Below are 23333 nucleotides of genomic sequence, written 5' to 3' on the forward strand. Positions count from 1 at the left end.
CGCTTCCTGCGGGCCGGGACGGGGGGACGGGGAGGTGGTCACGGCGTGCTCTGCCACGCCTCGATCGGGTTGCCCAGCCACCGCGTGTCGGCGGGGACGGACTCGGCGCGCATCACCAGCGAGGCCGGGCCCAGCGTGCTGCGCGCGCCCACCGTGCTGCCGGGCAGCACGATGCCGCCCGGGCCCAAGGTGGCGCCCTCGCGGAGGACCACAGTATCCATCCGCATGATCCGGTCGTGGAAGAGGTGCGTCTGCACCACGCAGCCCCGGTTGATGGTGACCCCGTCGCCGAGGGTGACCAGGTCCGCCTCCGGCAGCCAGTAGCTCTCGCACCAGACCCCGTGCCCGACGTGCGCGCCGATCGAGCGCAGCCACAGGTTCAGCACCGGGGTGCCCGGCACCGCGCCGACCAGCCACGGCACCGCCAGCATCTCCACGAAGGTGTCCGCCAGCTCGTTGCGCCACACGAAGCCGCTCCACAGCGGGTGCTCCACCGCCCGGAACCGCCCGACCAGCAGCCACTTGGCGGCGGCCGAGACCAGGCAGGCCAGCGCGCCGGCCGCCAGCAGCACCAGGCCCGACAGCAGCGCGGCGGTCAGCGGCGAGCCGGCCGCCAGCCAGGACAGCGCCGCCGCGGTCAGCAGGCCCAGCGCCGCCGAGGCCAGCACCGGCACCAGCCGGGCCACCTCGACCAGCCCGCGCGCCCACAGCAGCCGGGCCGGCGGCTCGTAGGTCAGGCTCTGGTCGGCCAGGTCCGCCGAACGCGGCAGCCGCATCGGCGGCATGCCCAGGTACGAGCCGCCCTTCTTCGCCTTCGCCGGCGTCGCCGACAGCACGCCCACCAGGCCGCGCTTGGGCACCGAACGGCCCGGCGCGGTCATCCCCGAGTTCCCGAGGAACGCCCGCTCGCCGACCTTCGCCTCGCCCAGCCGCACCCAGCCGCCGCCCAGTTCGTACGGGGCGATCAGGGTGTCGTCGGCCAGGAACGCGCCGTCGCCGACCGTGGTCAGGCTGGGCAGCGCCAGCACCGTGGACACCTCCGCGCCCCGGCCGACCCGCATCCCGAGGGTGCGCAGCCACAGCGGCGTGACCAGCCCGGCGTAGAGCGGGAACAGCACCTCGCGGGCCCGGTCCATCAGCTGGGTGACGGTCCACGCCTGCCAGCCCACCCGGCCGTGCAGCGGGTGCGTCCCGGGCACCAGGCCGGTGCTCAGCAGCCGGACCAGCACCACCAGCTGCGCCGCGTACACCGCGCCGAACGCCAGCGTGGCGGGCAGCAGGCCGAGCAGCGCGCCGCCGAGCGCCGGGCCGAGCGCCGCGCCCTGGTCGACGAACCGGGACAGCACGGCCAGCGCGGCGAGCGCCGGCAGCGCCGGCAGCAGGCCGAGCACGGCACCGCTGGCGCCGTACAGCGAGGCCCAGCGGGCCCGGCGGGCGGGGCGCTCCTTGGGCCAGGCGCGTTCGGTGCGGCCCAGCTTGACGGCGGGCGCGCCGCCCCAGCGCTGGCCGGTCGGCACCTGCCCGGTGACGCTGGAGCCGGCCGCCACCTGGGCGCGCTTGCCGACCCGGGCGCCGGGCAGCAGCGTCGACCGGGTGCCGACCACGGCACCGGAGCCGATCTTGACCTGGCCGATCAGCAGCCGGTCGCCGTCCAGCCAGTAGCCGCACAGGTCCACCTCGGCCTCGACCGCGCAGCCGCGGCCCAGCTTCAGCATCCCGGTGACCGGCGGCAGCGAGTGCAGGTCCACCTCGGGCCCGACCTTGGCGCCCAGCGCCCGGGCGTAGCGCGTCAGCCAGGCGCCGGACAGCGAGTCCGCGCCGCTCAGCTCGGCCAGCCGCTCGGCGGTCCACAGCCGCAGGTGGACGGAGCCGCCGCGCGGGTGGCTGCCCGGGCGCACCCCGCGCAGCAGCAGCCGGGCGCCGCCCGCCGCGATGGCCAGCCGGCCCGCCGGGGTGTACAGCGCGAGCGCGCCCGCGCCGACCCACCACCAGGAGGCGGTCGGCGCCCACGGGTAGTCGCCGAGGTGGGTCAGCAGGTTCCCGGCGGCCAGCAGGGCGACCGTCCAGCGCAGGCCGACGACGGTGAACAGCGGGATCAGCAGGAGCAGCTGGAGCAGCTTGGCCCTGGTCGGCACCAGGGCGACGGTACGGGCCTCGGCGCTCTCGCCGGCGGAGCGCTCCAGGTGCCGGGCGAGCTTGCGCAGCGTCGGGTGCTGGTAGATGTCCAGCACGGCCGCGCTCGGGTAGCGGGTGCGCAGCAGGGTGGTCAGCCGGGCGGCGGCCAGGCTGCCGCCGCCGATCGCGAAGAAGTCGTCGCGCGGGCCGCCGACCCGCACGCCGAGGATCTCCGACCACTGCTCGGCCAGCCAGGCCTCGGTGCCGTACAGCTCCTCGCCGGGGCCCGCGTTCTCCAGCTCGGGCAGCGGCCAGGGCAGGGCGGCCCGGTCGACCTTGCCGGAGGTCCGGGTGGGCAGGGCCTCGACGGTCGCCAGCAGCGGCACGAGGGCGGCGGGCAGCTCGGCGCGCAGCCGCTCGACGGCCTGCTCGCGGTCGAAGCCGTCCTGGACCACCAGATAGCCGACCAGCAGCTGGTTGCCGCCGCGCGCGGTCCGGACGGCGGCCGCCGCGCCCGCCACGCCGGGCAGGGCCTGCAGGGCCGCGTCGACCTCGCCGAGCTCGATCCGGCGGCCGCCCAGCTTGATCTGCTCGTCGGTGCGGCCGAGGAACAGCAGGCCGGCCGGGTCCGCCTGGACCAGGTCGCCGCTGCGGTAGGCGCGCTCCCAGCCCAGCGAGGGCAGCGGCGCGTACTTCTCGGCGTCCTTCTCCGGGTCGAGGTAGCGGGCCAGGCCCACCCCGCCGATCACCAGCTGACCGGTGCCGCCGGGGGCGACCGGCAGGCCGGCCTCGTCCACCACGGCGAGGTCCCAGCCGTCCAGCGGAAGGCCGATCCGCACCAGGCCCTCGCCGGTCAGCAGGGCGGCGCAGGCGACCACGGTGGCCTCGGTGGGGCCGTAGGTGTTCCACAGCTCGCGGCCCTCGGTGACCAGGCGCTGCACCAGCTCGGGCGGGCAGGCCTCGCCGCCGAAGATCAGCAGCCGCACCTCGTTGAGGGCCTCGGCCGGCCACAGCGCGGCCAGGGTCGGGACGGTGGAGACCACGGTGATCTCCTGCTCGGCCAGCCAGGGGCCGAGGTCGGCGCCGCTGCGCACCTGGGAGCGGGGGACCGGCACCAGGCAGGCGCCGTGCCGCCAGGCCAGCCACATCTCCTCGCAGGAGGCGTCGAAGGCCACCGAGAGGCCGGCCATCACCCGGTCGCCGGGGCCGATCGGCTCCTCCTGGAGGAAGAGCGCGGCCTCGGCGTCCACGAAGGCGGCGGCGTTGTGGTGGGTGACGGCGACGCCCTTCGGCTTGCCGGTCGACCCGGAGGTGAAGATGATCCAGGCGTCGTCGGCGGGGGTGGGGCGGCGCTCCAGGGCGGGAGCGCGTTCGCCGGTGGTCGCCAGGCCGCGTTCGGCGCCGAGCACGGCGGCGACGGCGGCCTCGCCGAAGACCAGCTCGGCGCGCTCGTCCGGGTCCTCGGCGTCCACCGGGACGTAGGCGGCCCCGGCGGCGAGCACCGCGAGGATCGAGACGTACAGGTCGTTGGTGCCGGAGGGCACGCGCACGCCGACCCGGTCGCCCGGGCCGATCCCGGCGGCGGCCAGCCGGCGGCGCAGCTGCTCGACCTCGGCGGCCAGCGCGCGGTAGCTGAGCACGGTGCGCCCGTCGTCCAGGGCGGGCTCGTCGGGGTGGGCGGACACGGTGGCGTCCAGCACGTCGACCAGGGTGCGCGGGGCGGCGGCCGGGCGGCCGGGGAACAGGGCGAGGGCCGGTTCGGCCTGCGGCACCGGCCCCTGGACGGGTTCGGCGTGGGGCGTGGACCCCTGGACGGGGTCGGCGCGGGGCGTCGGATCCTGCGGTGGCGTGGGGTACTGCTCCGGGTGGCTCGGTTCAGCTGTCATGGCAGCCGTGCGCTCCTCGTCCTCGCCCCGTTCCGACCGATGCCCGGCCCCTGGGGCGGTGGGGGCACCGCCTGATCGGGTGACCCCACTCCGGGGCCGGAGCGGACAACCCGACCGATGGTAGCCCCGGCGCGGCGACCCGGCAGGAGCGGACGCACGGCCCAACTGGCGTCGGAGTGGCCGAATCTGACGCTTCGTCAGTCAATAACTGAGCCCCGTTGGAACCCATGTGACGAGGTGTCAGTGGAATTGACGGACCGTCAGGTCGATTCTTCGACCGTGATCCACACCACAGCGATTGCTGCTCCCTTCGGGTGGCGGGCCCGTCGGCGGGCCGGGTTTCGCGCTCCGGTCCCCTCGGTCCGGTCCCGGCCCGCCGTGCGGCCCGGCGGTCAGCGGAACCGGTGCAGGTTCTCGCCGAGGAAGGCCTCCAGGGTGCGCGGAGCGCGTCCGGCGAGGCGGAGGAAGGTGTCGTCCGGCGTCTCCTTGCGGACCACCGCGAGCTGCTGGATCTCCACCACGTGGGTGGCCAGCCAGTCCGGCATCCCGGCCCGGCCGACCAGGTGGGCGTGCAGCTCGGACGGGCCCAGGTCGAGGTAGCGGACCGGCCGGCCGAGCAGCTCGCCCAGCAGCGCGGTGAGCTCCGGGTAGCTGTAGGCCCGCCCGCCGGTGAGCGGATAGGTGCCACCGGCGAGCTCGGGGCGGGTGAGCACCTCGGCCGCCGCGTCCCCGATGTCCCGGGCGTCCACGTAGTTGCAACGCGCCTGTCCCAGCGCGCCGTGCACCATCCCGGCGGCGGCGATGCCGGGCGCCAGGAGTAGCAGCTTCTGCATGAACGCGTACGGCCGCAGGACGGTGATGGTGATGCCGGAGGAGCGCAGCCGCTCCTCGATCAGGTGGTGGCCGCGGGAGACGGCGACGGGGGAGTCCGGCTCGGCGGCGGGCGCGGAGACCTTGACGATGTGCTCCACGCCGCAGTCGACCGCCGCCTCGATCGCGTTCAGCTCGTACCGGACCTGCTGCGGGCCGTTGGCCATGGTGAGGAAGAGCTGGTGCGCGCCGCGGAAGGCCGCGCGCAGGGAGGCCGGGTCGGCGGCGTCCGCCGGGAGGGTGGCCGTGCGGGCGAGGGTGCGCTCGTCGAGTGCGGCGGCCAGCCGGGCGGGCTCGCGGCTGAGGGCGCGGCTCGGTGCGCCGAGGGCGGCGAGGCTGCGGAGGGTGGCGCCGCCGGTGGCGCCACCGGCGCCCATGATGACGATCATGACGTCTGCCTTTCGGGGAGGGGTGCGGTGGGGAGTCGGTGCTGTGCCGTGCGGGCCGGGCGGCTGCCGCGCCAGTGCCAGGTGGTGATGGTGGCGGCGATCGCCGAGGAGACCGGCAGGTCGATGGGGAGCCGGTGCGGCCACGGGCTGTCGGCCAGCCGGGGGACCTGCGGCAGCCAGTGGGCGGCGGCGAGGCCGACGGCCAGGCCGAGCGCGGCTCCGGCCAGGCCGAGTGCGGCGGCCGCGAGGGCGCGCGGGGTCCGGGCGGGCCGGGTGCGGACGGGGCGGCGGCGCAGTGCGGCGCCGAGGGCGGCGGCCACCAGGGCGGAGGTGCCGCCGATGGTGGTGAGCGCGGCGGCCACCAGCTGGGGCTGGCCGGTGACGGCTCCACCGGCCCCGGCCATGGCGGCGGGCATGGCGTAGGCGAGCAGGACCTCGCGCCACAGGACGAAGGGCGGGGGAGCGCCGGGGGCCTTCTTGCTCATCGGAGCGGATGTCCTTTCGTTGGTAGTTAGGTACCTAAGTATTTGTGCTTAGGTACCTAACTATTAGGGCTGAGGGGAGGCGGGCCGCCGAACGGCGGCCCGCCTGGGTGCGGATCAGTCTTCGGTGAGCGCGTCCATGCCCGCGACCACCCGGGCCAGCAGGTCGAGGAAGGTGGCGCGCTCCTCGGTGGAGAGCCCCCCGACCAGCGCCTGCATCCGGGCGAAGTGCTCGGGCGCCAGCTCCCGCAGCCGGTCGGCGCCCCGCGCGGTGAGGATCACCACGTTGCCGCGGCCGTCCTCGGTGGACGGCCGGCGGGCCACCAGGCCCTCCCGCTCCAGGCCGTCGACCAGGCCGGTCACCGTCGCCCGGGAGACGCCGAGACTCGCTGCGAGCTGGGAGGGCGACTTCTCGCCGCCGTGGTCCTCCAGGTCCGCCAGTAGTCGGTAGCGGCCGGTGGAGAGGCCGAAGCGGCCGAAGTGCACCTCGCCGGCCTGGTTGATCCGGGCGCCCGCCGCCATCAGCCGGGTCGCGACCAGAATCGCCTGCGGATCGGCCGAGAGGCCGTAGCGGGCGATCTGGCGGCGCGCCTGGTCGAGGCTGGGGGCGGTGGGACCGCCCGCGGAGTACTGGGTCACGAGAAGTAATATGGCGCCTAACTTGATTCCACGTCAAGCGGGACCATGGGCTTGTGCCTAGGCGGCACGCGGAGCGATCCGCGGCGGCGTCCAGTCGGCGTGCCGCAGGACGGTCCGGACCATCGCGCCGGGCGGGGTGAGCCGGATCGCGGTGTTGCGCAGGCCGACCGCCAGGGGGTGGGCCAGCTGCTGGCCCATCCGGCCGGCCCGGCGGGCGTCCCGGGCCACGGTCTGGCTGCGCGGACGGCGGGCCGCGTCGTACCGGGCGAGCGCGCCTTCGACCGTCCGGGCCTCGGCGAGCGCCGCCGCCAGGGTCACCGCGTCCTCCAGGGCCTGGCAGGCGCCCTGGCCGAGGTGGGGCGTCATGGCGTGCGCCGCGTCGCCGAGCAGTGCGACCCGCCCCGAGACGTAGGAGGGCAGCGGGATGGTCAGCTCGTTGATGTCGTGGTGCAGCACCGCCTCCGGCCGGGTCGCGGCCAGCAGCGAGGGGATCGGCTCGTGCCAGGGCGCGAAGCGGCGGCGGACCTCGGCCAGTGGGTCCCGGTAGCGGACCCCGGCCGGGGCGTTCAGGACCGCGTGCCACTCGGCGGTGCCGTCCGGGAAGGCGATGTGGCCGAACTCGGCGCCGTGTCCCCAGGTGATCTCGAAGTCGGCCCTCAGTCCGTCGACCGGGCGCTCGGTGATCGCCCGGAGCACCGTCGAGCCGCTGTAGACCGGCCCGGGGTGGTCGGGGAAGAGGCGGCGCCGGAGCCGGCTGTTGATGCCGTCGGCCGCGACCAGGAGGTCGGCCTCCAGGAACTCGGCCTTCGGGAGGTCGGCGTGCTGGGGGCCGGTCTGCTGGGAGTCGGCCTGCTGGGTGTCGGTCGCTGGGATGGTGCCGCCGAAGCCGGCCCGGACCCGGAGCGGCCGAGTGGTGTCCAGTTCGGTCACCTCGGCGCCGACGACCAGGGAGTCAGCGGGCAGCGCCTCGCGCAGGATGCGGTGCAGGGCCGCGCGGGGGATCCCGACGATCGGGGCGCCCAGCTCGCGTTCCAGCGCCGCACCGTCCATCGCGGCGAGCCGGCGGCCGTCCGGCGTCCGGGTGCCGCCGGTGTACTGGCGGCGGGCGGCAGCCTCGACCGCATCGCCGACCCCCAGGGCGGCGAGCGCGCGCATCCCGTTGGCGGCCAGTGAGATGCCGGCGCCCGCATCGTCCAGGACGGCCGCCCGCTCGACCACGGTCACGTCCCACCCCGCCAGTCGGAGCCCGATCGCGGCCGCCAGTCCGCCGATGCCGCCCCCGACCACCACCGCGCTGCTGCTGCTCATGCCCGGTCCTTCCCGTGTTGCCGCGCTGTTTTCTACATCTGTAGAAGGAGCGTACTACGGGGCTGTCGGCAGGTGGACGGGGGTGGGGGCGGGTCCGCCGGGGGCCGCCGGGGCGGTTCGGGGTGGTGGGGTGGCGGTCGGCGGTCGGCTCGGACCGAGGTGGTGCGCGCCGGGTGCCGCGGCCCCGGTAGAAAGGAGGGATGCGGCGACACGAGGACCAGAAGCGGGACGATGCGGGGCGGCCGGACCGCCGGACGGTGCTGGCGGACGCCGCGATCGGGGTGCTGGCCGACCTCGGGGTGCGCGGACTGACCCACCGGGCGGTCGACGCGGCGGCCGGGCTGCCGGTCGGAACCACCTCGGCCTACCTGCGGACCAGGCAGGCCCTGCTCACCGCGCTGGTGCGGCGGCTGGTGGAGCTGGACCAGGGCGAGCTGCACGCCATGGGGGAGCGGGTGACGGTCCGTTCGGCTTCGGAACTGGCCGACGGCATCGCCGAGTTGATGCGGCAACGACTGTCCGGCGACGGGCGGTGGCGCTCGCTGGCCCGGTACGCCTGCGCGGTGGAGAGCGTGCGCGATCCCGAGCTGCGCGAGATTCTCGTCCCGCGGGAGAACGCCGGGCGCGCCGCCGTCCGCGCGTTCCTCGCCGACCGGGGCGTGGCCGATCCCGACGGGCGGACCACCACACTGCTGGCCTGCGTCGACGGCCTAGTCTTCGAGCACCTGGTGGGCGGTGGCGAGCCCGGTGCCGACGCGATCCAGGGACTGGTGGCGGCCGCCCTGCGGGGAGCGGCCGCGAGTTGAGGCGTGCCGCTACGCGCCGGCGCGAGCCGGGGCGCGCCGGCGAGGCCCGGGACCATCTCCCCTCCACGGGCCGCCGGGCACCGGCGGGGAGCGTCGTGCCCTCGAAGCCGATCGCGCAATAGCGGGAGCCCCTGGGTGTTCGGCCGCGCGGGAAATCCGCGCCCTTGTCGGCTGCGCAGGCCCCCCGCCGGACGCCTCCCGCCCCCACCGAACCCGGGCGGCCGACGGTCGATCGGCAACGCGGGATGACGAAATCTCAGGTCAATCAACCGTCAAGTCGGTTCATTCACAGAATATTTCGCGATGTGTCACATGACAGGTGGATGATTTACGCCGCTCCCAGGTCTTCCCACGGAGATCTCCGACTGACAGGCTGGGGCCGCCCTTTCAGTACGGAGGAGGTTCCTTGTCCCGCATATCCACGCTGGCCGGAGCGGTCACCTGCGCTCTCGCACTTGTCACCGGCACCGCCGCCGCCGCTTCGGCAGCGCCTATTGACCAGACCCCGAGCCTGGCCGAGGCGAAGGTCGATCCCGTCGCCTGGACGCCGTGCAACCCCGACCCGACCAAGCCGGACCCCGGCATCTACGACTGTGCCGTCTACCCCGTGCCGCTGGACTACGACAAGCCGTCGGGCGAGAAGGTCGGCATCGCGATGATGCGGCGGCGGGCGAGCGACCCGTCGAAGCGGATCGGCTCGCTGTTCCTCAACCCGGGCGGCCCGGGCGGCAGTGGCTACCTGTGGGCGACGACCGCCCGCTTCGGCACCGAGGTGCAGTCGAAGTTCGACCTGGTCGGCTTCGACCCGCGCGGCGTGGCCCGGAGCAACCCGCTCAAGTGCTTCAAGACCCAGGAGGACGCCGACGCGGTCACCAACCGCATGGTCGGCGTGCCGGTCACCAAGGCCGAGATCAACGAGACGCTGGACGCGGACCAGGACTACACCGACGCGTGCAGCAAGAACGCCGGCCCGCTGATCGAGCACATGTCGACCATCAACGTGGTGCGCGACCTCGACCGGATGCGCCGCGCCGTCGGTGACGCCCAGCTCACCTTCGCCGGGTTCTCCTACGGCACCCTGATCGGTTCGACGTACGCCAACATGTACCCGAACAAGGTCCGCGCGATCATCGTCGACGGCAACGTCGACCCGAACCTGCGCCTGCACAACGGCCTGGAGTACGACCGCCAGCGGGCGAACGGCTTCGAGCTGGCCCTGGACGAGTTCCTCAAGCGCTGCCAGACCGCCGGCGCCCCGCGCTGCGCCTTCGGCGAGGGCGACACCCGGGCCAAGTTCGACCAGCTCCGCGACCACCTGCGGACCAGCCCGATCACGCTGCCGAACGGCTCCAAGGTGACGCTGAGCAGCTTCACCGGCGAGGTGGCCAGCGCCCTGTACTCGCAGGCCAAGCTGGCCCCGCTGGCCAAGTCCCTCCAGGCGACCTACCAGGTGTTCCAGAAGCCGGCCGCGGCCGCCCTGCTGGCCCCGCAAGCGAACGTCTCGGACGAGGACGCCAACCTGCTCTCGGTGGACGTCCCGCGGACGGCGCTGCGGGAGGCCCCGGTCGACTCCGAGTACACCGCGGACGACTCCTACATGGCCGTCAACTGCCAGGACAAGCCGTACCCCTCCAACGACCGGGTGTTCGCGAACGCGGCCAAGGCCTGGGAGAAGGAGATGCCGACCTTCGGCCGCTACCAGGCCTTCGACGCGCCCGCGTGCGCGAGCTGGCCGGCCCCGGCCCGGGACGCCGAGCGCTTCTCCGGCCCGTGGAACAAGAAGACCTCCAACACCGTGATGGTCATCGGCAACCTCTACGACCCGGCCACCCAGTACAAGTTCGCCCAGCGGATGCAGCAGGAGCTGGGCAACGCGGTGCTGGTCAGCGTCGACTCGATCGAGCACTGCGCGGTCGGCCGCAGCCAGGCGCTGAACAAGATGGTCACCCGCTACCTGGTCGACGGCACCGCGCCGGCGGCCGGCCAGCTGCTGAAGCCGGACGCGGAGATCTTCCCGGCGGTCTGACGGAACGGCCCCCGGTGACCCGGGGGAGGGTTTGACGGTCGTGGTGGTCGGCGGTGCAGCCGGCCACCACGACCGTGTTTTCCGGGCGAGTTCCCGGAGGGCCGGGAGGGCCCGGAGAACACGGAGAACGCGGAGACGGATCGTCATCGAACCTCCCGTGGAGCGGATTCCTGCGATTCGTCGGCGACCATAGCCCATGCCACTGACAATGGGATTCCGGCGTCAAGGTGACGGTCAAGACCAGGCTGGACCAGCAGGAATGACGTACTGTCACACTTTCCATTAACCGATTCCCGTGGCCGGATATCCGTGTTAGCGTGCGGGCCGCCGGCTTCTCTCGGACTCGGGAAAGTGGGGACGGAACATGCGGTACGAATTCTCCCGGCGGGGATTCCTGGGCGGTGCCGGCGCGGCGGCCACCGGGATCACCGCCGCTTCCACGGGCGCGGCGGCGGCCGAGGGCGCGCGCCGGGAGCTGCCGAAGGGGCGGTCGGTGCTGCCCGGTGACCCCCGCTACCAGACCCTCGCCCAGGGCTTCAACCAGCGGTGGAGCAGCAGTCCCGCCTACATCCGGCTGGTGGGCGACGAGGCCGACGCGGTCGCCGAGGTGAACCGCGCGCTGGACGCCGGGCTACGGCCGACGGTCCGCGGCGGCGGGCACTGCTACGAGGGTTTCGTCGACAACGACCAGGGCGTCATCCTCGACCTCGGCACGATGCGCGGCGTCGCCGCCTCGACCGACAAGTTCGGCCGGCCCACCTACGGCGTCGACGGCGGCGCGACCAACTGGGACGTCTACACCACGCTGTTCCGGGAGTACGCCGTCACCCTGCCCGCCGGGTCCTGCTACTCGGTCGGCGCGGGCGGGCACGTCTGCGGCGGCGGGTACGGCCTGCTCTCCCGGCGGCACGGGCTCACCGTCGACCACCTCGTCCAGGTCGACGTGGTCACCGTCCGGGGCGGCCGGGCGGTGGTGACGAAGGCGCACCGCGAGGACGCGCCGGGCTCGCCCGAGCAGGACCTCTTCTGGGCCCACACCGGCGGCGGGGGCGGGAACTTCGGGGTGGTGCTGCGCTACCACTTCGCATCGGACGTGCCCCAGCCGCCGCCCCGGGTCTGGCTGAGCAGCGTGGCCTGGCCCTGGGCCGAACTGCTCCGGCGGCCGGCCGACTTCGAGACCCTGGTGGCCAACTTCGGCGCTTTCATGGCCGAGCACAGCGGCCCGCGGGAGGCGGTGTACCAGGGGCTGTTCGCCATCCTCAAGCTCACCCACCACTCCAACGGGAACGTCGTCCTGTTCAGCCAGTGGGACGGAGCGGACCCGGCCCCGCTCGACGCCTTCGTGGCCGCCGTCGAACAGGGGATGACGACGCGCCCGGTGGTGCAGACCCGCTCGGCCGGCGGGCTGTTCCTGCCCTACCCGGACAAGCGGCGCCGGATGCCCTGGTTCCAGGCGACCATGACGCTCAACCCCTCGGGAGACAACGAGCGGGGCAAGCACAAGTCGGCCTACCACCGGGAGCCGTTCGCCCCGGCGCAGATCGCCGCCTTCTGGGACTGGCTGACGCGGGACGTCGAGGGGGTGGACCTCTCGAACACGGTGGTCCAGATCGACTCCTACGGCTGCCGGATCAACGCCCGCCGCCCCGAGGAGACGGCCGTCCCGCAGCGCGACTCGATCATGAAGCTGCAGTACCAGACGCACTGGACGGACCCGGCCGAGGACGAGAAGCACCTCGCCTACCTGAGCGGGCTGTACCGCGACGTCTACCGGGGGACGGGCGGTGTCCCGGAGGTCGACACCGCGACGGACGGTGCCTACGTCAACTACCCGGACACCGACCTGGGCACCGCCGACCAGCCCGACCCGGACTACCCGCGCCTCTACTACAAGGGCAACTACCCACGGCTGCAACGCACCAAGGCCTACTGGGACGGGGAGGAGGTGTTCCACCACGCCCAATCGATCATCCCGGCCGGGCCCTGAGTCCGAGCGCCGGCGCCCCACGGGGGCGGGGAGGCACCCCGCATCCCCACCCCCGTAGAGCAGTCCGGTCACGCGCACCCGTAGCGCACACCGGGATCGGCCCCGGGGCCCGGGCCCGTTCCGCTAGGCGGCCTGCTCCGCCTCCTCCTCGACGATCCGTCCGTCCCGGACCTCGATCACCCGGTCGGCGAGCCCCATCAGCGTCGGGTCGTGGGTGGCGACCAGCACGGTGACGCCCTCGCTGCGCACCACCGCGCGCAGCAGCTCCATGATCGAACGGCCGGTCTCGGAGTCCAGCTGACCGGTCGGCTCGTCGGCGATGATCAGGCTGGGCTGGTTGGCCAGCGCACGGGCGATGGCGACGCGCTGCTGCTGGCCGCCGGAGAGCTCGCCGGGGCGCTGGTTGGCGTGGTCGGCGAGGCCGACCAGGGCGAGGAGGGTGTGGGCGCGCTCCTCGCGCTCGGCGGCCGGGGCCTTGCGCAGCCGCAGGGGCACGCCGACGTTCTCGGCGGCGGTGAGCATCGGGATCAGCCCGAAGGACTGGAAGACGAAGCCGATCCGCTCCCGCCGCAGGGCGAGCCGGCCGTCCTCGTCCAGCGAGGCGAGGTCGATGCCGTCCAGCGCGATGCTGCCGCCGGTCGGTGCGTCCAGGCCGCCGACCAGGTTCAGCAGGGTGGTCTTGCCGGAGCCGGACCGGCCCTTGAGCGCGGTGAGTTCACCACGGCCGACGGTGAACGAGACGCCGCGCAGGGCGTGCACGGTCCGCTCACCGGTGCCGAAGCTCCGGCGGAGGTCGGTGACGGCCACCATCGGCTGGGTGGTGGTGTCGGCGGTGGCGGCCTGAGGCTGCGTCATGCGGCGTCCCCCTGTGGGCGTGGCGGCCCGGTTCCATCCGGGTCCCGTCCGGTTCTACGGATATGAGTGCTCCGGCGGTTCACGTTCCCGGGCGGGAATCCGAGAAGTCGGTGTCCCGGGCCAAAGGAGTGCGCCGAAGCCGGATTTGTGAGGTGTTCATGGCATTTCAAGTAGGGCATCCCCGGCCGGGATGCTACCAATGAAAGGAATTTGCTCACTGCTTACTTGATTCGCGCAAGTCCCTTCCGTTCCTGGATCGAATCTGACAGCATCGTCCGCTATCCGGCGACCGATAGCCGGTGATCAATGCGCCGGTGTGCCCGCGGTGTGTCCATCTGTGACCGATCTGCACGCGGATCGGCACTCGGATCGGACCGACGAGCGGGGCCCGGGGATGCAACCGGGGACGTAAGTCCGGGGGAGGAACCTGATGCTCGGCTTCGTCGTGCGCCGACTGCGCGGACGAGTGCCGCTGGCTGCCGCCGTCCTGCTCGCGGTGCTGATCACCACATCCGTGCTGACCGCCTTGGTCGCCTTCAACAGCAGTGTCGGCGAGGCCGGCCTGCGACAGGCGCTCCAAGGGCCCGGTCACGCACGGACCACGGTGACGGTGACCGGCGAGCACGGGCTCGACCAGCGGACGAAGGACGAGGAGGCGCTCGCCTCCTACCGGCAGAAGCTCTTCGGCGACCTGCCCGTGCACACCGACAGCGTGATGCGCAGCCGCTCCTACAGCCTGCCCGGCTCCGGGGGTGCGGCGAACGGCACCGCGGCGAACGGCAGTCCGGCCAACGGCACCGCGGCCAACGGCAGCCCGGCGAGCGGCACCGGCGCAGCCGGCGCCTCCGCCGGCCAGGCCCCCGGCGCCCAGCTCGACCTGACGGTCCTCGCCGACCTCGACCGCGGCCGGGTCCAACTGGTGGCCGGCGCCTGGCCGGGCGCCGCCACCGGGCCGGCCCAGTCCGCTGCCCCGGAGGCCGCCGTCCCGCAGAGCCTGCTGCGCCGGCTCGGTCTGACCGAGCAGGCCCTGCCCGCCGAGGTCCGGCTCGTCGACCGGAACGACAGCAAGCCGCTGACCGTCCGGATCACCGGCGTCTACCGGGCCACCGACCCGGCCGCCCCGTACTGGCGGATCGACCCGGTCGGCGGCCACGAGATCGAGGTCGCCGGCTTCACCACCTTCGGCCCGATGATGGTCGACCAGAGCGCCTTCACCACGGCCGGCCTGGTCCAGAGCAGCCGCGGCTGGTCGCTGGACGCCGACTTCTCCGGCGTCGACCGGGCCGCCGCGCAGGCCGTCGGCGACCGCGCCCAGCGCCTCTCCGATGAGCTGCGGACCTCCGGTTCGCTCGCCGCGAAGACCGAACTGCCCGACATCATGCGCGAGTTGTCCGACAGCATGGTGGTCGCCCGGTCCACCCTGCTGATCGGCGCCCTCCAGCTGGCGGTGCTCGCCGCGGCGGCCCTGCTGCTGGTCGTGCACCTGATCGCCGCGCGGCAGGAGTCCGAGAACGAGATGCTCGCCGCGCGCGGCGCCTCGGCCGTCCGGCTCGGCTCCTTCACCGCCCTGGAGTCGCTGCTGCTGGCCCTGCCCGCGGCGGTGTTCGCGCCGCTGCTGACCCCGTTCCTGGTCCGCGCGCTGGCCGGCCTCGGCAGCGCCCACCAGGTCGCCCTGGACACCGGCATCAGCTGGTCGCTCTGGCCGGTGGCCGTGGTCTGCGCGTTCGCCTGCATCCTGCTGGCCACCGTGCCGAGCGTGGTGCGCGGCGTCGGGGCCGCCCTGCGCCGCCGGGCCGGCCGCCGCCAGGCGGTGGTCTCCGGCGTCGCCCGCAACGGCGGCGACATCGCCGTGCTCGCCCTGGCCGCGCTCGCCTACCAGCAGCTCGACCAGTACGGCGGCGGGCTGTCCCCCGACTCCACCGGCCGGCTGGACGTGGACCTGCTGCTGGTCGCCACCCCGACCCTCGCCCTGTGCGCCGGCACCCTGGTGGTGCTGCGGCTGCTGCCGGTCGTCGCCCGGCTCGGCGCCCGCGCGGCGGCCCGGGGCAGCGGCCTCGGCCCCGCCATGGTCGGCTGGCAGCTGGCCCGCCGGCCCGGCCGCGCCACCGGCCCCGTCCTGCTCCTCGTCATGGCCGTGGCCACCGGCGTCCTGGCGCTCGGTCAGCACGCCACCTGGACCGCCTCCCAGCGCGACCAGGCGGCCTTCGCCACGGCCGGCGGCCTGCGCATCTCCGGCTCGCACAACGCGCCGATGGGTCAGGGCGGCCGCTACGGCAGCCTGCCCGGCGGCGACCGGCTGGTCGCGGTGGTGCGCGACGAGCAGCCGCTGCAGGGCGGCTCCGGCCAGCTGATGGCCGTGGACGCCGCCGCCTTCGCCGAACGCGTCCCGGTCCGCTCCGACCTGCTCGACGGCCGCACCGGCACGGAGGTCTTCGGCTCGCTCGCCTCCCCCGCCCCCGCCGGCATCCCGCTGCCCGGCAGCCCGCTGCGGATCGACGCGGACATCGCGGTGAGCCAGCAGGAGCCGAAGAACTCGCGGTTCACCAGCGTCCCGATCCAGCCCGAGGTCCGGTTGCTGCTGCGCGACCGCTTCGGCCTGGTCCACAAGGTCCCGTTCGGCGAGCTCCCGATGAACGGCCAGGCCCACTCCTCGATCCGGCTCGGCGCGCTGGTCGACGCCCCGGTGGGCTCGGTCGCCGCCCCGCTGACCGTGGTCGGCGCGAACGTCGCCTTCGGCGACCGCAGCGAGGGCGAGGTCACCCTGCGGAACCTGGCCGTCTCGGACACCGCCGACGGACCGTCCACCGCCGTCCCGGTGCCGTCCGGTGCCGGCTGGACCATCAAGCCGCCGGAGTCCCGCAACGGCGCGGGCGGCTCGCCGGTGGCCGCGCTCGCCTCCGAAGCGGCCGCGCCCGACAGCCTGTTCACGGTCCGCTACCACCCCGCGGGCGGCATCGGAGACCCGATCCGCGCGGTGCTGAGCCCGACCGGGGCGCCGCTGCCGGCCGCCGTCAACGGCGTCGCCACCCACGACTACCTGAAGTCCGTCGGAGCCTCCGTCGGCGACACCCTCCAGGTGCCGTTCAGCGGGGTCGTCGTCCCGGTCAAGGTGACCGGCGCGGTCGAGGCCCTCCCGGTGGCCGGCCAGCGGGCGCTGCTGCTGGACCTCGGCTCGGTCGCCCGGATGCTGTCCGTCCAGGACCGCAACCTGCCGTCCCGCACCGAGTGGTGGCTGCCCGCCACGGGGCCGGGCGACCGCATCCCGGCCGAGGCCGCCGCCGCCCTGCGCGGCGCGCCCGGCAGCCAGGACCTCGCGCTCTACGAGGAGGTCTCCGAGGGCCTCCTCGGCGACCCGGTCGGCGCCGCCCCGCAGAGCGCGCTGATGGCCATCGCGATCGTCACCGCCGTGCTCGCCGCGATCGGCTTCGCCGCCGCGGTGGCCGGTTCGGCGCACGAGCGCTCCCGGGACTCCGCGCTGCTGCTCGCCCTGGGCGCCCCGCGCAAGCAGGTCACCCGGACCGTCGCCGCCGAGAACGCGGTGCTGGTCGGCCTGGGCGGGATCGTCGGCCTCGCCCTCGGAGCCCTGCTCGTCCGGCTGATCGTGCCCTTCGTGGTGCTGACCCCGGCGGCCCGCCGCCCGGTGCCGGAGGCCCTGGTCGAGCTGCCGTTCGGTCAGGCGCTGCTGTTCGCGGGGGCGATCGCCGTCGTCCCGCTGCTGTCGGCCTTCCTGATCGGCCGCCGGCGTCGAGACGTGGCCGCGCGGCTGCGCCACGTGGAGGAGATGTGACCACCAAGGCCGGCACCACCGTGCCCACCCCCGCGCCGCCGCCGGCGCCCGAACCGGCGCGGGCCCACCGGCCCGCGCCCTGGGTGCGCACCCGGCTGCGCGCGATGCCGCTGGCCGCGTTGCTCACGGCGGCCCTCGCGCTCGTCACCGTCTTCCTGGCGGCGGCCTTCCCGCGCATCGCGGACCGGAACGCGGACAGCGCGCTCCAGGAGTTCACGCGCGGCCTGGGCACCAACGTCACCAACCTGGAGGTCACCTCCGGGCTGGCCCCCGGCGACGACGGCGCCGCCCTCGAAGCCCTGCAGCGGAAGTTCGACGCGCAGATCGGACGGCAGCTGCCGCTGAGCGCGTCCGCCCAGGTCCACGGCACCCGGATCAAGACCGAGCGGAAGATGTTCAACCCGGGGTTCACCCGGCTCTCCGACCGGGCCGTCCCGGGGCTCGGCCTGTTCTACCTGCACGGCCTCGCCGACCGGGCGACGCTGACCGCGGGCACCTGGCCGGGCCCCGCCCCGGTCGACGGCCCGCTGCCGATCGCGCTGAGCCAGCAGGCCGCCGAGGCCATCAACATCAAGGTCGGCGACGTCATCGAGAGCGGCACCGACGGACCGGTCGCGCTGCGCACCACCGTGACCGGCCTCTACCGGGTCAACGACCCCCAGGACCCGTTCTGGGAGGGACTCGGCTGCCCGTCCAGGGCCTGCCTGGGCGTCAAGGGCGAGGACGCGTGGTACTGGACCAGCGGCTTCGTCGACGGCGGCAGCCTGACCGCGCTGGCCCGCTGGGGTTCGAGCGGCCAGAACTTCTGGCGGCTTCCCGTCGACCCCGGCTCGCTGCGCGCCGACGAGCTCGACCACACCCGCGAGGTCCTCGGCTCGTACACGGCCGGCCCCGGCATGACCGCCCTGATCGACGCCACCCTCCGGGCCGACCTGCACGCCACCTCGCTGATGCCGGACGTCCTCGCCCGGGCCACCGCCCGCTACCAGGCCGCGGCCCCGCTCGGCGCCATCGGGCCGGCCGGTGTCGCCGGCGTCGCGGTCGTGGTGCTCTGCCTGGCCGCGGCGCTCAGCACGGACCGGCGCACGGCCGAGATCCGGCTGCTCCAGGCCCGCGGCGGCTCGCGCACCGGGGTGCTGCTGCGGCTGCTCGGGGAGGGCGCGGTGACCGTGCTGCCCGCCGCCGTGCTCGGCACGGCCCTCGCGCTGGTGCTGCTGCCCACCCCGCGCTGGGGCACCCCGGTGCTGCTGGCGCTCGCCGTGACCCTGCTCGCGATCCTGGTCTTCCCGGTCCGGGCCGCGCTGCTCTGGGCGCGCCCGCGGGCGGCCGGCGGCTGGCGCCGGATGGTCGGCGAACTCGCCGTGCTGGCCGTCACCGCCGCGGCCGTGGCCGAGGTCCGACGTCGCGGCGTCGGCCACCCCGGTAGCGGCGTCGACCCGCTGCTGGTGGCCGCCCCGCTGCTGCTCGCCGTCTCCGGCGGCCTGCTGCTGGCGAGGATCGAGCCGGTCGTGGTCGGCTGGCTGGCCGCACTCGCCGGCCGCGGCCGCGGCCTGGTCGGCTTCCTCGGCCTGGTCCGGGCCGCCCGCGACAACTCGGGCCGGCGGCGGCCCTCCGCGCTGCCGCTGCTCGCCCTGCTGATCGCCGTCACCGCCACCGGCTTCGGGGCCACCGTGCTCGACACGGTGGACCACTCCCGGGCGCGTGCCGCCCGGCTCTCCACCGGCGGCGACGTGTCCGTCTCCGTCCCGCTCTACGCCAACCTGCCGGAGGCCTTCACCAAGGCGGCCGGCGAACTGCCCGGCGTCCGGGCGGCGACCGGCGCGTGGATCGAGGAGCGGGCCACCTTCGTCGGCGCCGACCGGGAGACCGCCGAGGCCGTCCTGGTGGTGGTCGAGCCCGAGGCCTACGCGGAGATCTCCCGCACCGTCGGGGTCGGCGGGTACGACCCGGCCAGGCTGACCGCCGCCCCGGGCGGCAAGGACGGCCCGGTCCCCGCGCTGTTCAGCCGGGACCTGGCCGCGCACCTGGACTCGGGCGCACCGCAGGTGCGCACGCCCTCCGGCAGCCAGATGGCCACCAGCGTCGCGGGGATCGTCACCGCCACGCCCGCCTTCCCGGACCCCGGCAAGCCCTTCGTCGTGGTGCCGGCCGGCCCCGCCGCGGAGCACCTGCCGGAGCTCAAGCGGTCGAACCGGGTGAACAAGTGGTTCGCCGTCGGCGACGTCGATCCGGACCGGGTCCGCGCCCTGCTGCGGGAGCGCGCCATCGGCAGCGGCGAGCTCCTGGGGCGCGTCGCCAAGCTGATCGACGCGGAGGCCACGGCGGCCGGGAAGACCACCGCCGGCCTGCCCCCCGGTTACGTGGTGCACAGCAGCCGCGAGAAGATCGCCGAGCTGGCCGGCGACCCGGTGCAGCACGCCGCCGGGCGGCTGTTCTGGTACTCGGGCTTCGCCGCCGCCGGCTTCGCCCTGCTGGCCGTGCTGCTGACGCTGCTGCGGGCCGCGCCGGACCGTACGGCGGTGCTCGCCCGGCTGCGCACCATGGGCCTGCGGCCCCGGCAGGGCCTGGTGCTGATCATCGCCGAGGCGTTGCCGCAGACCCTGGCGGCGGCCGTCGGCGGCGGGCTGGTCGCGCTGGCCGCGGTCGCCCTGCTCGGGGGCGCCTTCGACCTCTCGGCGCTGGTCGGTGCCACCGTCGGCGAGACCCTGGCCCCGGCGGTGCTGCCGGTGCTGCTGCCCACCGCCGGTCTGGCCCTGGTGGTCGGCCTCGGGGTGGTGCTGGAGACCCTGGTCGCCGGCCGGCGCCAGATCGCCACCGAACTGCGAGCGGGGGAACGGCAATGAGGCCGGTACGGACGGCGGCGGACCCGCCGGGAGCGGCGGGCGGGGGCGGTGCACGGGCCGTGACAGCGGCCCGGTCCGCCGGGACAGTGGAGAGCGGTGCGATGAAGCAGACAGTCGAGACAGGAGACCACCGGTGAAGAGCACTCCCCAGGAGCGGACGGTCGCCGAGGCCCCCAGCCTCCAGGAGCTCCAGCAGCGGGCCCTCGCCGCCGCCTCGCCCAAGGCGTACGGCGAGGGAGCGGCCATCGTCTGCGACCGGCTGGTCCGGATCTTCAGCGCGGAGGGGGTCGAGGTCCAGGCGCTCCAGGGCCTGGAGCTGACCATCCGCCAGGGCGACCTGGTCGCCCTGGTCGGCGCCTCGGGCAGCGGCAAGTCCACGCTGCTCACCATCCTCGCCGGGCTGGACGTGCCGACCGCCGGCACCGCCACCGTGGCCGGCTGCGACCTGCTGGAGATGTCGGTCAAGGAGCGGCTGCGCTACCGGCGCGAGGTGGTCGGCTTCATCTGGCAGCAGACCGCCCGCAACCTGCTGCCCTTCCTCACCGCCGCCGAGAACATCGCCCTGCCGATGCAGCTGCGCGGTCGTCGTTCGGGCGCCGGCGGGGCCCGGCAGCAGGCGGCCCGGGTGGCGGAGCTGATGGAGGCGCTGGAGATCGGCGAGCTCGCCCACCGCAAGCCCAACGAGCTCTCCGGCGGCCAGCAGCAGCGGGTGGCGATCGCGGTGGCGATGGCCAACAACCCGCCGGTGCTGCTCGCCGACGAGCCCACCGGCGAGCTGGACTCGGAGACCGCCGGGATCATCTTCGAGTCCTTCCGCACCGTCAACCGCGAACTGGGCGCCACCGTCGTGATCGTCACCCACGACCCGATGGTCGCGGGCGAGGTCCGTCGCACGGTCGCGATCCGGGACGGGCGGACCGCCAGCGAGGTGCTGCGCCGCACCGTGACGGACGAGCACGGCGAGGAGTCGGTGAACGAGCGCGAGTACGTGATGCTGGACCGCAGCGGCCGGGTGCAGCTGCCGGTCAAGTTCCTGGAGTCGCTCGGCATGGAGCACCGGGTGGCGGTCGATCTCGCCGCCGACCACATCGAGGTCCGGCCGGACGACATCGCCGGGCACTGACCGGCGGTGGGCGGCGCGGCGTCAGCTGTCGCCGCCCATCCGCTGGAAGAGGCCGCTGCCCTCGGCGTCCGCCCGGAGGTCGGGCGGCGCCTCCTCCGCGGCGCGCTCGCCGCGCGAGGTGGCGGTGCAGAGGGCGAAGACGATCAGGGCACTGGCCGCCACGGCGAGGATGCCCAGTGCGGTCAGGACGCGTAGCCAGGTCAAGGGAGTGCCTCCTGGGGGGACGGTGCGGCCCACAGCGACGTGCACGGCGCTGCCGGGGATGTATCGGCAGGTCGGGCCGCACGATCGAGTGCCCACGGACGGTTCTTCCCGCCGGGTGGCGCACGAGAGGTCGCCCGCGTAGGCGCTCGATGCACTCGTCGGGCGCGTCACACCCCGTCGCGCGCCCCCGCGGTGGCGGCCGCCCGTCCGCTCCCGGCGTCCACCTGGGCCCGCAGGGCGGCGAGGTCCGGCTTCCCGAGGCCGTTCAGCGGGATCGCGGGCAGCAGCAGGAGCGAGTCCGGGGCGCACCGGCCGAGGCCGCGCGCCCGGGCCCAGCGGTGCAGCTGCCCGGCCGTCAGCCGCGAGCCGGGGACGAGGGCGACGGCGGCGTGCACCCGCTCCAGGCGGTCCGGGTCGGTGGTCGTGAACATCACCGCCTCGCGGACCTCCGGGTGGGTGCGCAGTGGCTCCTCGATCTCGCGGGGGAACACATTGTGCCCCTCGACGACCGCCATCGGGTCCCGCCGCCCGGCCACCGTCAGATAGCCGGCCGCGTCCAGGCTGCCCAGGTCGCCGGTGTGCAGCCAGCCGTCCCGGAGCACCTGCCCGGTCAGCTCCGGGGCGCGCCAGTAGCCGGCCATCGCGGTCGGCGTCCGGACGCAGATCTCCCCGGTCCGGTCCGGCGGCAGCTCGGCGCCGTCCTCGTCCAGGACGCGCAGCCCGGTGTCCGGGTACGGGCGGCCCGCGGTGGTCAGCAGCCGCGGTGCCAGGTGCTCGTCCGGGCCCAGCCGGGAGACCGGCCCGCACTCCGTCAGGCTGTAGGTCTGGTGCAGCACCCGGCCCAGCCGCCGGGTCGCCTCGGCGAGCCGCCGCGGCGAGGGCGCGCAGCCGGTGTAGCCGACCCGGCGCAGGCTGCCGGTGTCGGTCGTCGGCAGCAGCGGGTGGTCCAGCAGCCGGTACAGCAGGTGCGGCGGCAGGTACATCCGGGACACCCGGTGCCGCTCCACCGCCGCCAGCACGGCCCCGGCGTCGAACCCGTCCTGCATCACCACCATGCCCCCCGCCGCCAGCGCCAGGTCCGCCGTGGTGCCGCCGCCGTGGCAGAGCGGGGTGCACAGCAGGAAGACCGAGCCGGCCAGCAGCGGGGGGCGCGGCGGACGGGCGAAGCGGCGCAGCACGCCCTTCGGGCGCCCGGTCGTGCCGCCGGTGAACCGCACCGCCATCACGTCCTCGGGCAGGTAACGGGGCGCCAGCGGGGCGGGGGAGCGGGCCGCGGCGAGGTCCAGCAGGTCCGTGCCGAGCCCGAGCGGCGACGGACCCAGCGAGAGCAGGACGGCCGAGGGCACGGCCCGCGCGACCCCGTCGGCCGCCGCCGCGCACCGGACCGGGTCGAAGACCAGCGCGGACGTCCCGGCGAACTCCGCCAGCGCCACCTGCTCGGCGACCGGCCCGTCCGGGAACGGCATCGCCACCCGGCAGCCCAGCAGATTCGCGGCCAGCCGCACCAGCAGCGCCTCCGGCCGGTTCCCGGCCAGCACCGTCACCCCGTCCCCGCGCCCGAGCCCGGCCCGCTCCAGCGCGCGGGCGGCGCGGTGCACCAGGTCCAGGCAGCGCTGCCCGGTCCACTCCTCGTCCCCGTGCCGGAGCGCCACCCGGGCGGGATCCCGGGCGAGCCCGTCCAGCACCAGCGCGGTGTACGTCGGAGCCGCCTCCGCCATGGCCCGTCCTCCTGTCTGACGGCTCGTCAGCCTAGTGGACGGCGGGCCCACGGGTGCACTGCGGTCGCCGGGGGCCCAGGAGTCCCGACGGGCGCGGGTGGGCGCCGACGGACGGGTGCGGGCCTGCGAGGTCCCCTCGGCCCCCGGCCGGAGGGCGCCCCCGCTTCCTCTCCGTGAGGCGCGCACGCCCGACGCCGAGGCCCGGTCCGGCCGGATCCGCCGAGCGGCCGGCCGGGCGTTGTTGTTAGGGTTCCCGGTCGGACGTGAACGGGGGCTCGGACTGGTGGGCGGCGGG

The 23333-nt window shown here is 75.0% G+C and carries 14 protein-coding genes; 6 read left to right on the forward strand and 8 right to left on the reverse strand.

Annotation, left to right across the window (positions count from 1 at the left end):
- Positions 1-38: 38 nt before the first annotated feature.
- The 5 genes from ACFVU7_RS35955 to ACFVU7_RS35975 all read right to left on the reverse strand — a co-directional run bounded on the left by ACFVU7_RS35955 (position 39) and on the right by ACFVU7_RS35975 (position 7689).
- Positions 39-4001, reverse strand: coding sequence for a Pls/PosA family non-ribosomal peptide synthetase (locus ACFVU7_RS35955; RefSeq protein ID WP_388049582.1), 3963 nt, complete (start codon positions 3999-4001; stop codon positions 39-41).
- Positions 4002-4393: 392 nt separating this feature from the next.
- Positions 4394-5260 carry an NmrA family NAD(P)-binding protein gene (locus ACFVU7_RS35960; protein ID WP_388049585.1) on the reverse strand — a complete coding sequence of 289 codons (867 nt, stop codon included), beginning with the start codon at positions 5258-5260 and terminating at the stop codon, positions 4394-4396.
- Entirely contained in the window at positions 5257-5745 is a 489-nt protein-coding gene (locus tag ACFVU7_RS35965; protein ID WP_181970462.1) for a hypothetical protein, read from the reverse strand. The genes ACFVU7_RS35960 and ACFVU7_RS35965 overlap by 4 nt, the downstream gene beginning before the upstream one ends.
- A 114-nt stretch (positions 5746-5859) precedes the next feature.
- Complete coding sequence (locus ACFVU7_RS35970; protein WP_049656412.1) at positions 5860-6381, reverse strand: MarR family winged helix-turn-helix transcriptional regulator; 522 nt, start codon at positions 6379-6381, stop codon at positions 5860-5862.
- Between the two features lie 57 nt (positions 6382-6438).
- Positions 6439-7689, reverse strand: a complete 1251-nt coding sequence (locus ACFVU7_RS35975; RefSeq protein WP_388049589.1) for an FAD-dependent monooxygenase — start codon at positions 7687-7689, stop codon at positions 6439-6441.
- A gap of 200 nt (positions 7690-7889) precedes the next feature.
- Between ACFVU7_RS35975 and ACFVU7_RS35980 the strand changes: the two genes are divergently transcribed.
- The 3 genes from ACFVU7_RS35980 to ACFVU7_RS35990 all read left to right on the forward strand — a co-directional run bounded on the left by ACFVU7_RS35980 (position 7890) and on the right by ACFVU7_RS35990 (position 12508).
- The gene (locus ACFVU7_RS35980; protein ID WP_388049592.1) at positions 7890-8495 is read left to right on the forward strand and encodes a TetR/AcrR family transcriptional regulator; all 606 of its coding nucleotides are present in this window, start codon (positions 7890-7892) and stop codon (positions 8493-8495) included.
- Between the two features lie 406 nt (positions 8496-8901).
- Entirely contained in the window at positions 8902-10521 is a 1620-nt protein-coding gene (locus tag ACFVU7_RS35985; protein WP_198959396.1) for an alpha/beta hydrolase, read from the forward strand.
- Positions 10522-10885: 364 nt separating this feature from the next.
- The gene (locus ACFVU7_RS35990) at positions 10886-12508 is read left to right on the forward strand and encodes an FAD-dependent oxidoreductase (protein WP_388049595.1); all 1623 of its coding nucleotides are present in this window, start codon (positions 10886-10888) and stop codon (positions 12506-12508) included.
- 123 nt (positions 12509-12631) lie between these two features.
- On the opposite strand, the gene ACFVU7_RS35995 is transcribed toward ACFVU7_RS35990, so the two are convergent.
- Positions 12632-13363 carry an ABC transporter ATP-binding protein gene (locus ACFVU7_RS35995; protein ID WP_049656422.1) on the reverse strand — a complete coding sequence of 244 codons (732 nt, stop codon included), beginning with the start codon at positions 13361-13363 and terminating at the stop codon, positions 12632-12634.
- A gap of 430 nt (positions 13364-13793) precedes the next feature.
- Here ACFVU7_RS35995 and ACFVU7_RS36000 point away from each other — a divergent pair, with 430 nt between their 5' ends.
- From ACFVU7_RS36000 to ACFVU7_RS36010, 3 genes are all read left to right on the forward strand, one after another.
- On the forward strand, positions 13794-17150 hold the full coding sequence (locus ACFVU7_RS36000; protein ID WP_388049597.1) for an ABC transporter permease: 3357 nt from the start codon (positions 13794-13796) through the stop codon (positions 17148-17150).
- Positions 17147-19993 carry a hypothetical protein gene (locus ACFVU7_RS36005; RefSeq protein ID WP_388049600.1) on the forward strand — a complete coding sequence of 949 codons (2847 nt, stop codon included), beginning with the start codon at positions 17147-17149 and terminating at the stop codon, positions 19991-19993. The genes ACFVU7_RS36000 and ACFVU7_RS36005 overlap by 4 nt, the downstream gene beginning before the upstream one ends.
- Positions 19994-20126: 133 nt before the next feature.
- Positions 20127-21116: an ABC transporter ATP-binding protein gene (locus ACFVU7_RS36010; RefSeq protein WP_380743290.1), complete on the forward strand. Its 990-nt coding sequence runs from the start codon at positions 20127-20129 to the stop codon at positions 21114-21116.
- A gap of 21 nt (positions 21117-21137) precedes the next feature.
- On the opposite strand, the gene ACFVU7_RS36015 is transcribed toward ACFVU7_RS36010, so the two are convergent.
- Complete coding sequence (locus ACFVU7_RS36015) at positions 21138-21320, reverse strand: hypothetical protein (protein ID WP_049658969.1); 183 nt, start codon at positions 21318-21320, stop codon at positions 21138-21140.
- Between the two features lie 167 nt (positions 21321-21487).
- Positions 21488-23038, reverse strand: a complete 1551-nt coding sequence (locus tag ACFVU7_RS36020) for an AMP-binding protein (RefSeq protein WP_388049604.1) — start codon at positions 23036-23038, stop codon at positions 21488-21490.
- Positions 23039-23333 lie beyond the last annotated feature (295 nt).

Origin of the sequence: Kitasatospora sp. NPDC058046 (assembly GCF_042885595.1) — a bacterium.
GTDB lineage: Bacteria > Actinomycetota > Actinomycetes > Streptomycetales > Streptomycetaceae > Kitasatospora.

Bases quoted from the DNA above. Each gene is read 5' to 3' on its own strand.
- ACFVU7_RS36000 (WP_388049597.1), top strand. From the start codon at position 13,794: ATGCTCGGCTTCGTCGTGCGCCGACTGCGCGGACGAGTGCCGCTGGCT.
- ACFVU7_RS35990 (WP_388049595.1), top strand. From the start codon at position 10,886: ATGCGGTACGAATTCTCCCGGCGGGGATTCCTGGGCGGTGCCGGCGCG.
- ACFVU7_RS35975 (WP_388049589.1), bottom strand. From the start codon at position 7,689: ATGAGCAGCAGCAGCGCGGTGGTGGTCGGGGGCGGCATCGGCGGACTG.
- ACFVU7_RS35965 (WP_181970462.1), bottom strand. From the start codon at position 5,745: ATGAGCAAGAAGGCCCCCGGCGCTCCCCCGCCCTTCGTCCTGTGGCGC.
- ACFVU7_RS35960 (WP_388049585.1), bottom strand. From the start codon at position 5,260: ATGATCGTCATCATGGGCGCCGGTGGCGCCACCGGCGGCGCCACCCTC.
- ACFVU7_RS35955 (WP_388049582.1), bottom strand. From the start codon at position 4,001: ATGACAGCTGAACCGAGCCACCCGGAGCAGTACCCCACGCCACCGCAG.
- ACFVU7_RS35995 (WP_049656422.1), bottom strand. From the start codon at position 13,363: ATGACGCAGCCTCAGGCCGCCACCGCCGACACCACCACCCAGCCGATG.
- ACFVU7_RS36020 (WP_388049604.1), bottom strand. From the start codon at position 23,038: ATGGCGGAGGCGGCTCCGACGTACACCGCGCTGGTGCTGGACGGGCTC.
- ACFVU7_RS35980 (WP_388049592.1), top strand. From the start codon at position 7,890: ATGCGGCGACACGAGGACCAGAAGCGGGACGATGCGGGGCGGCCGGAC.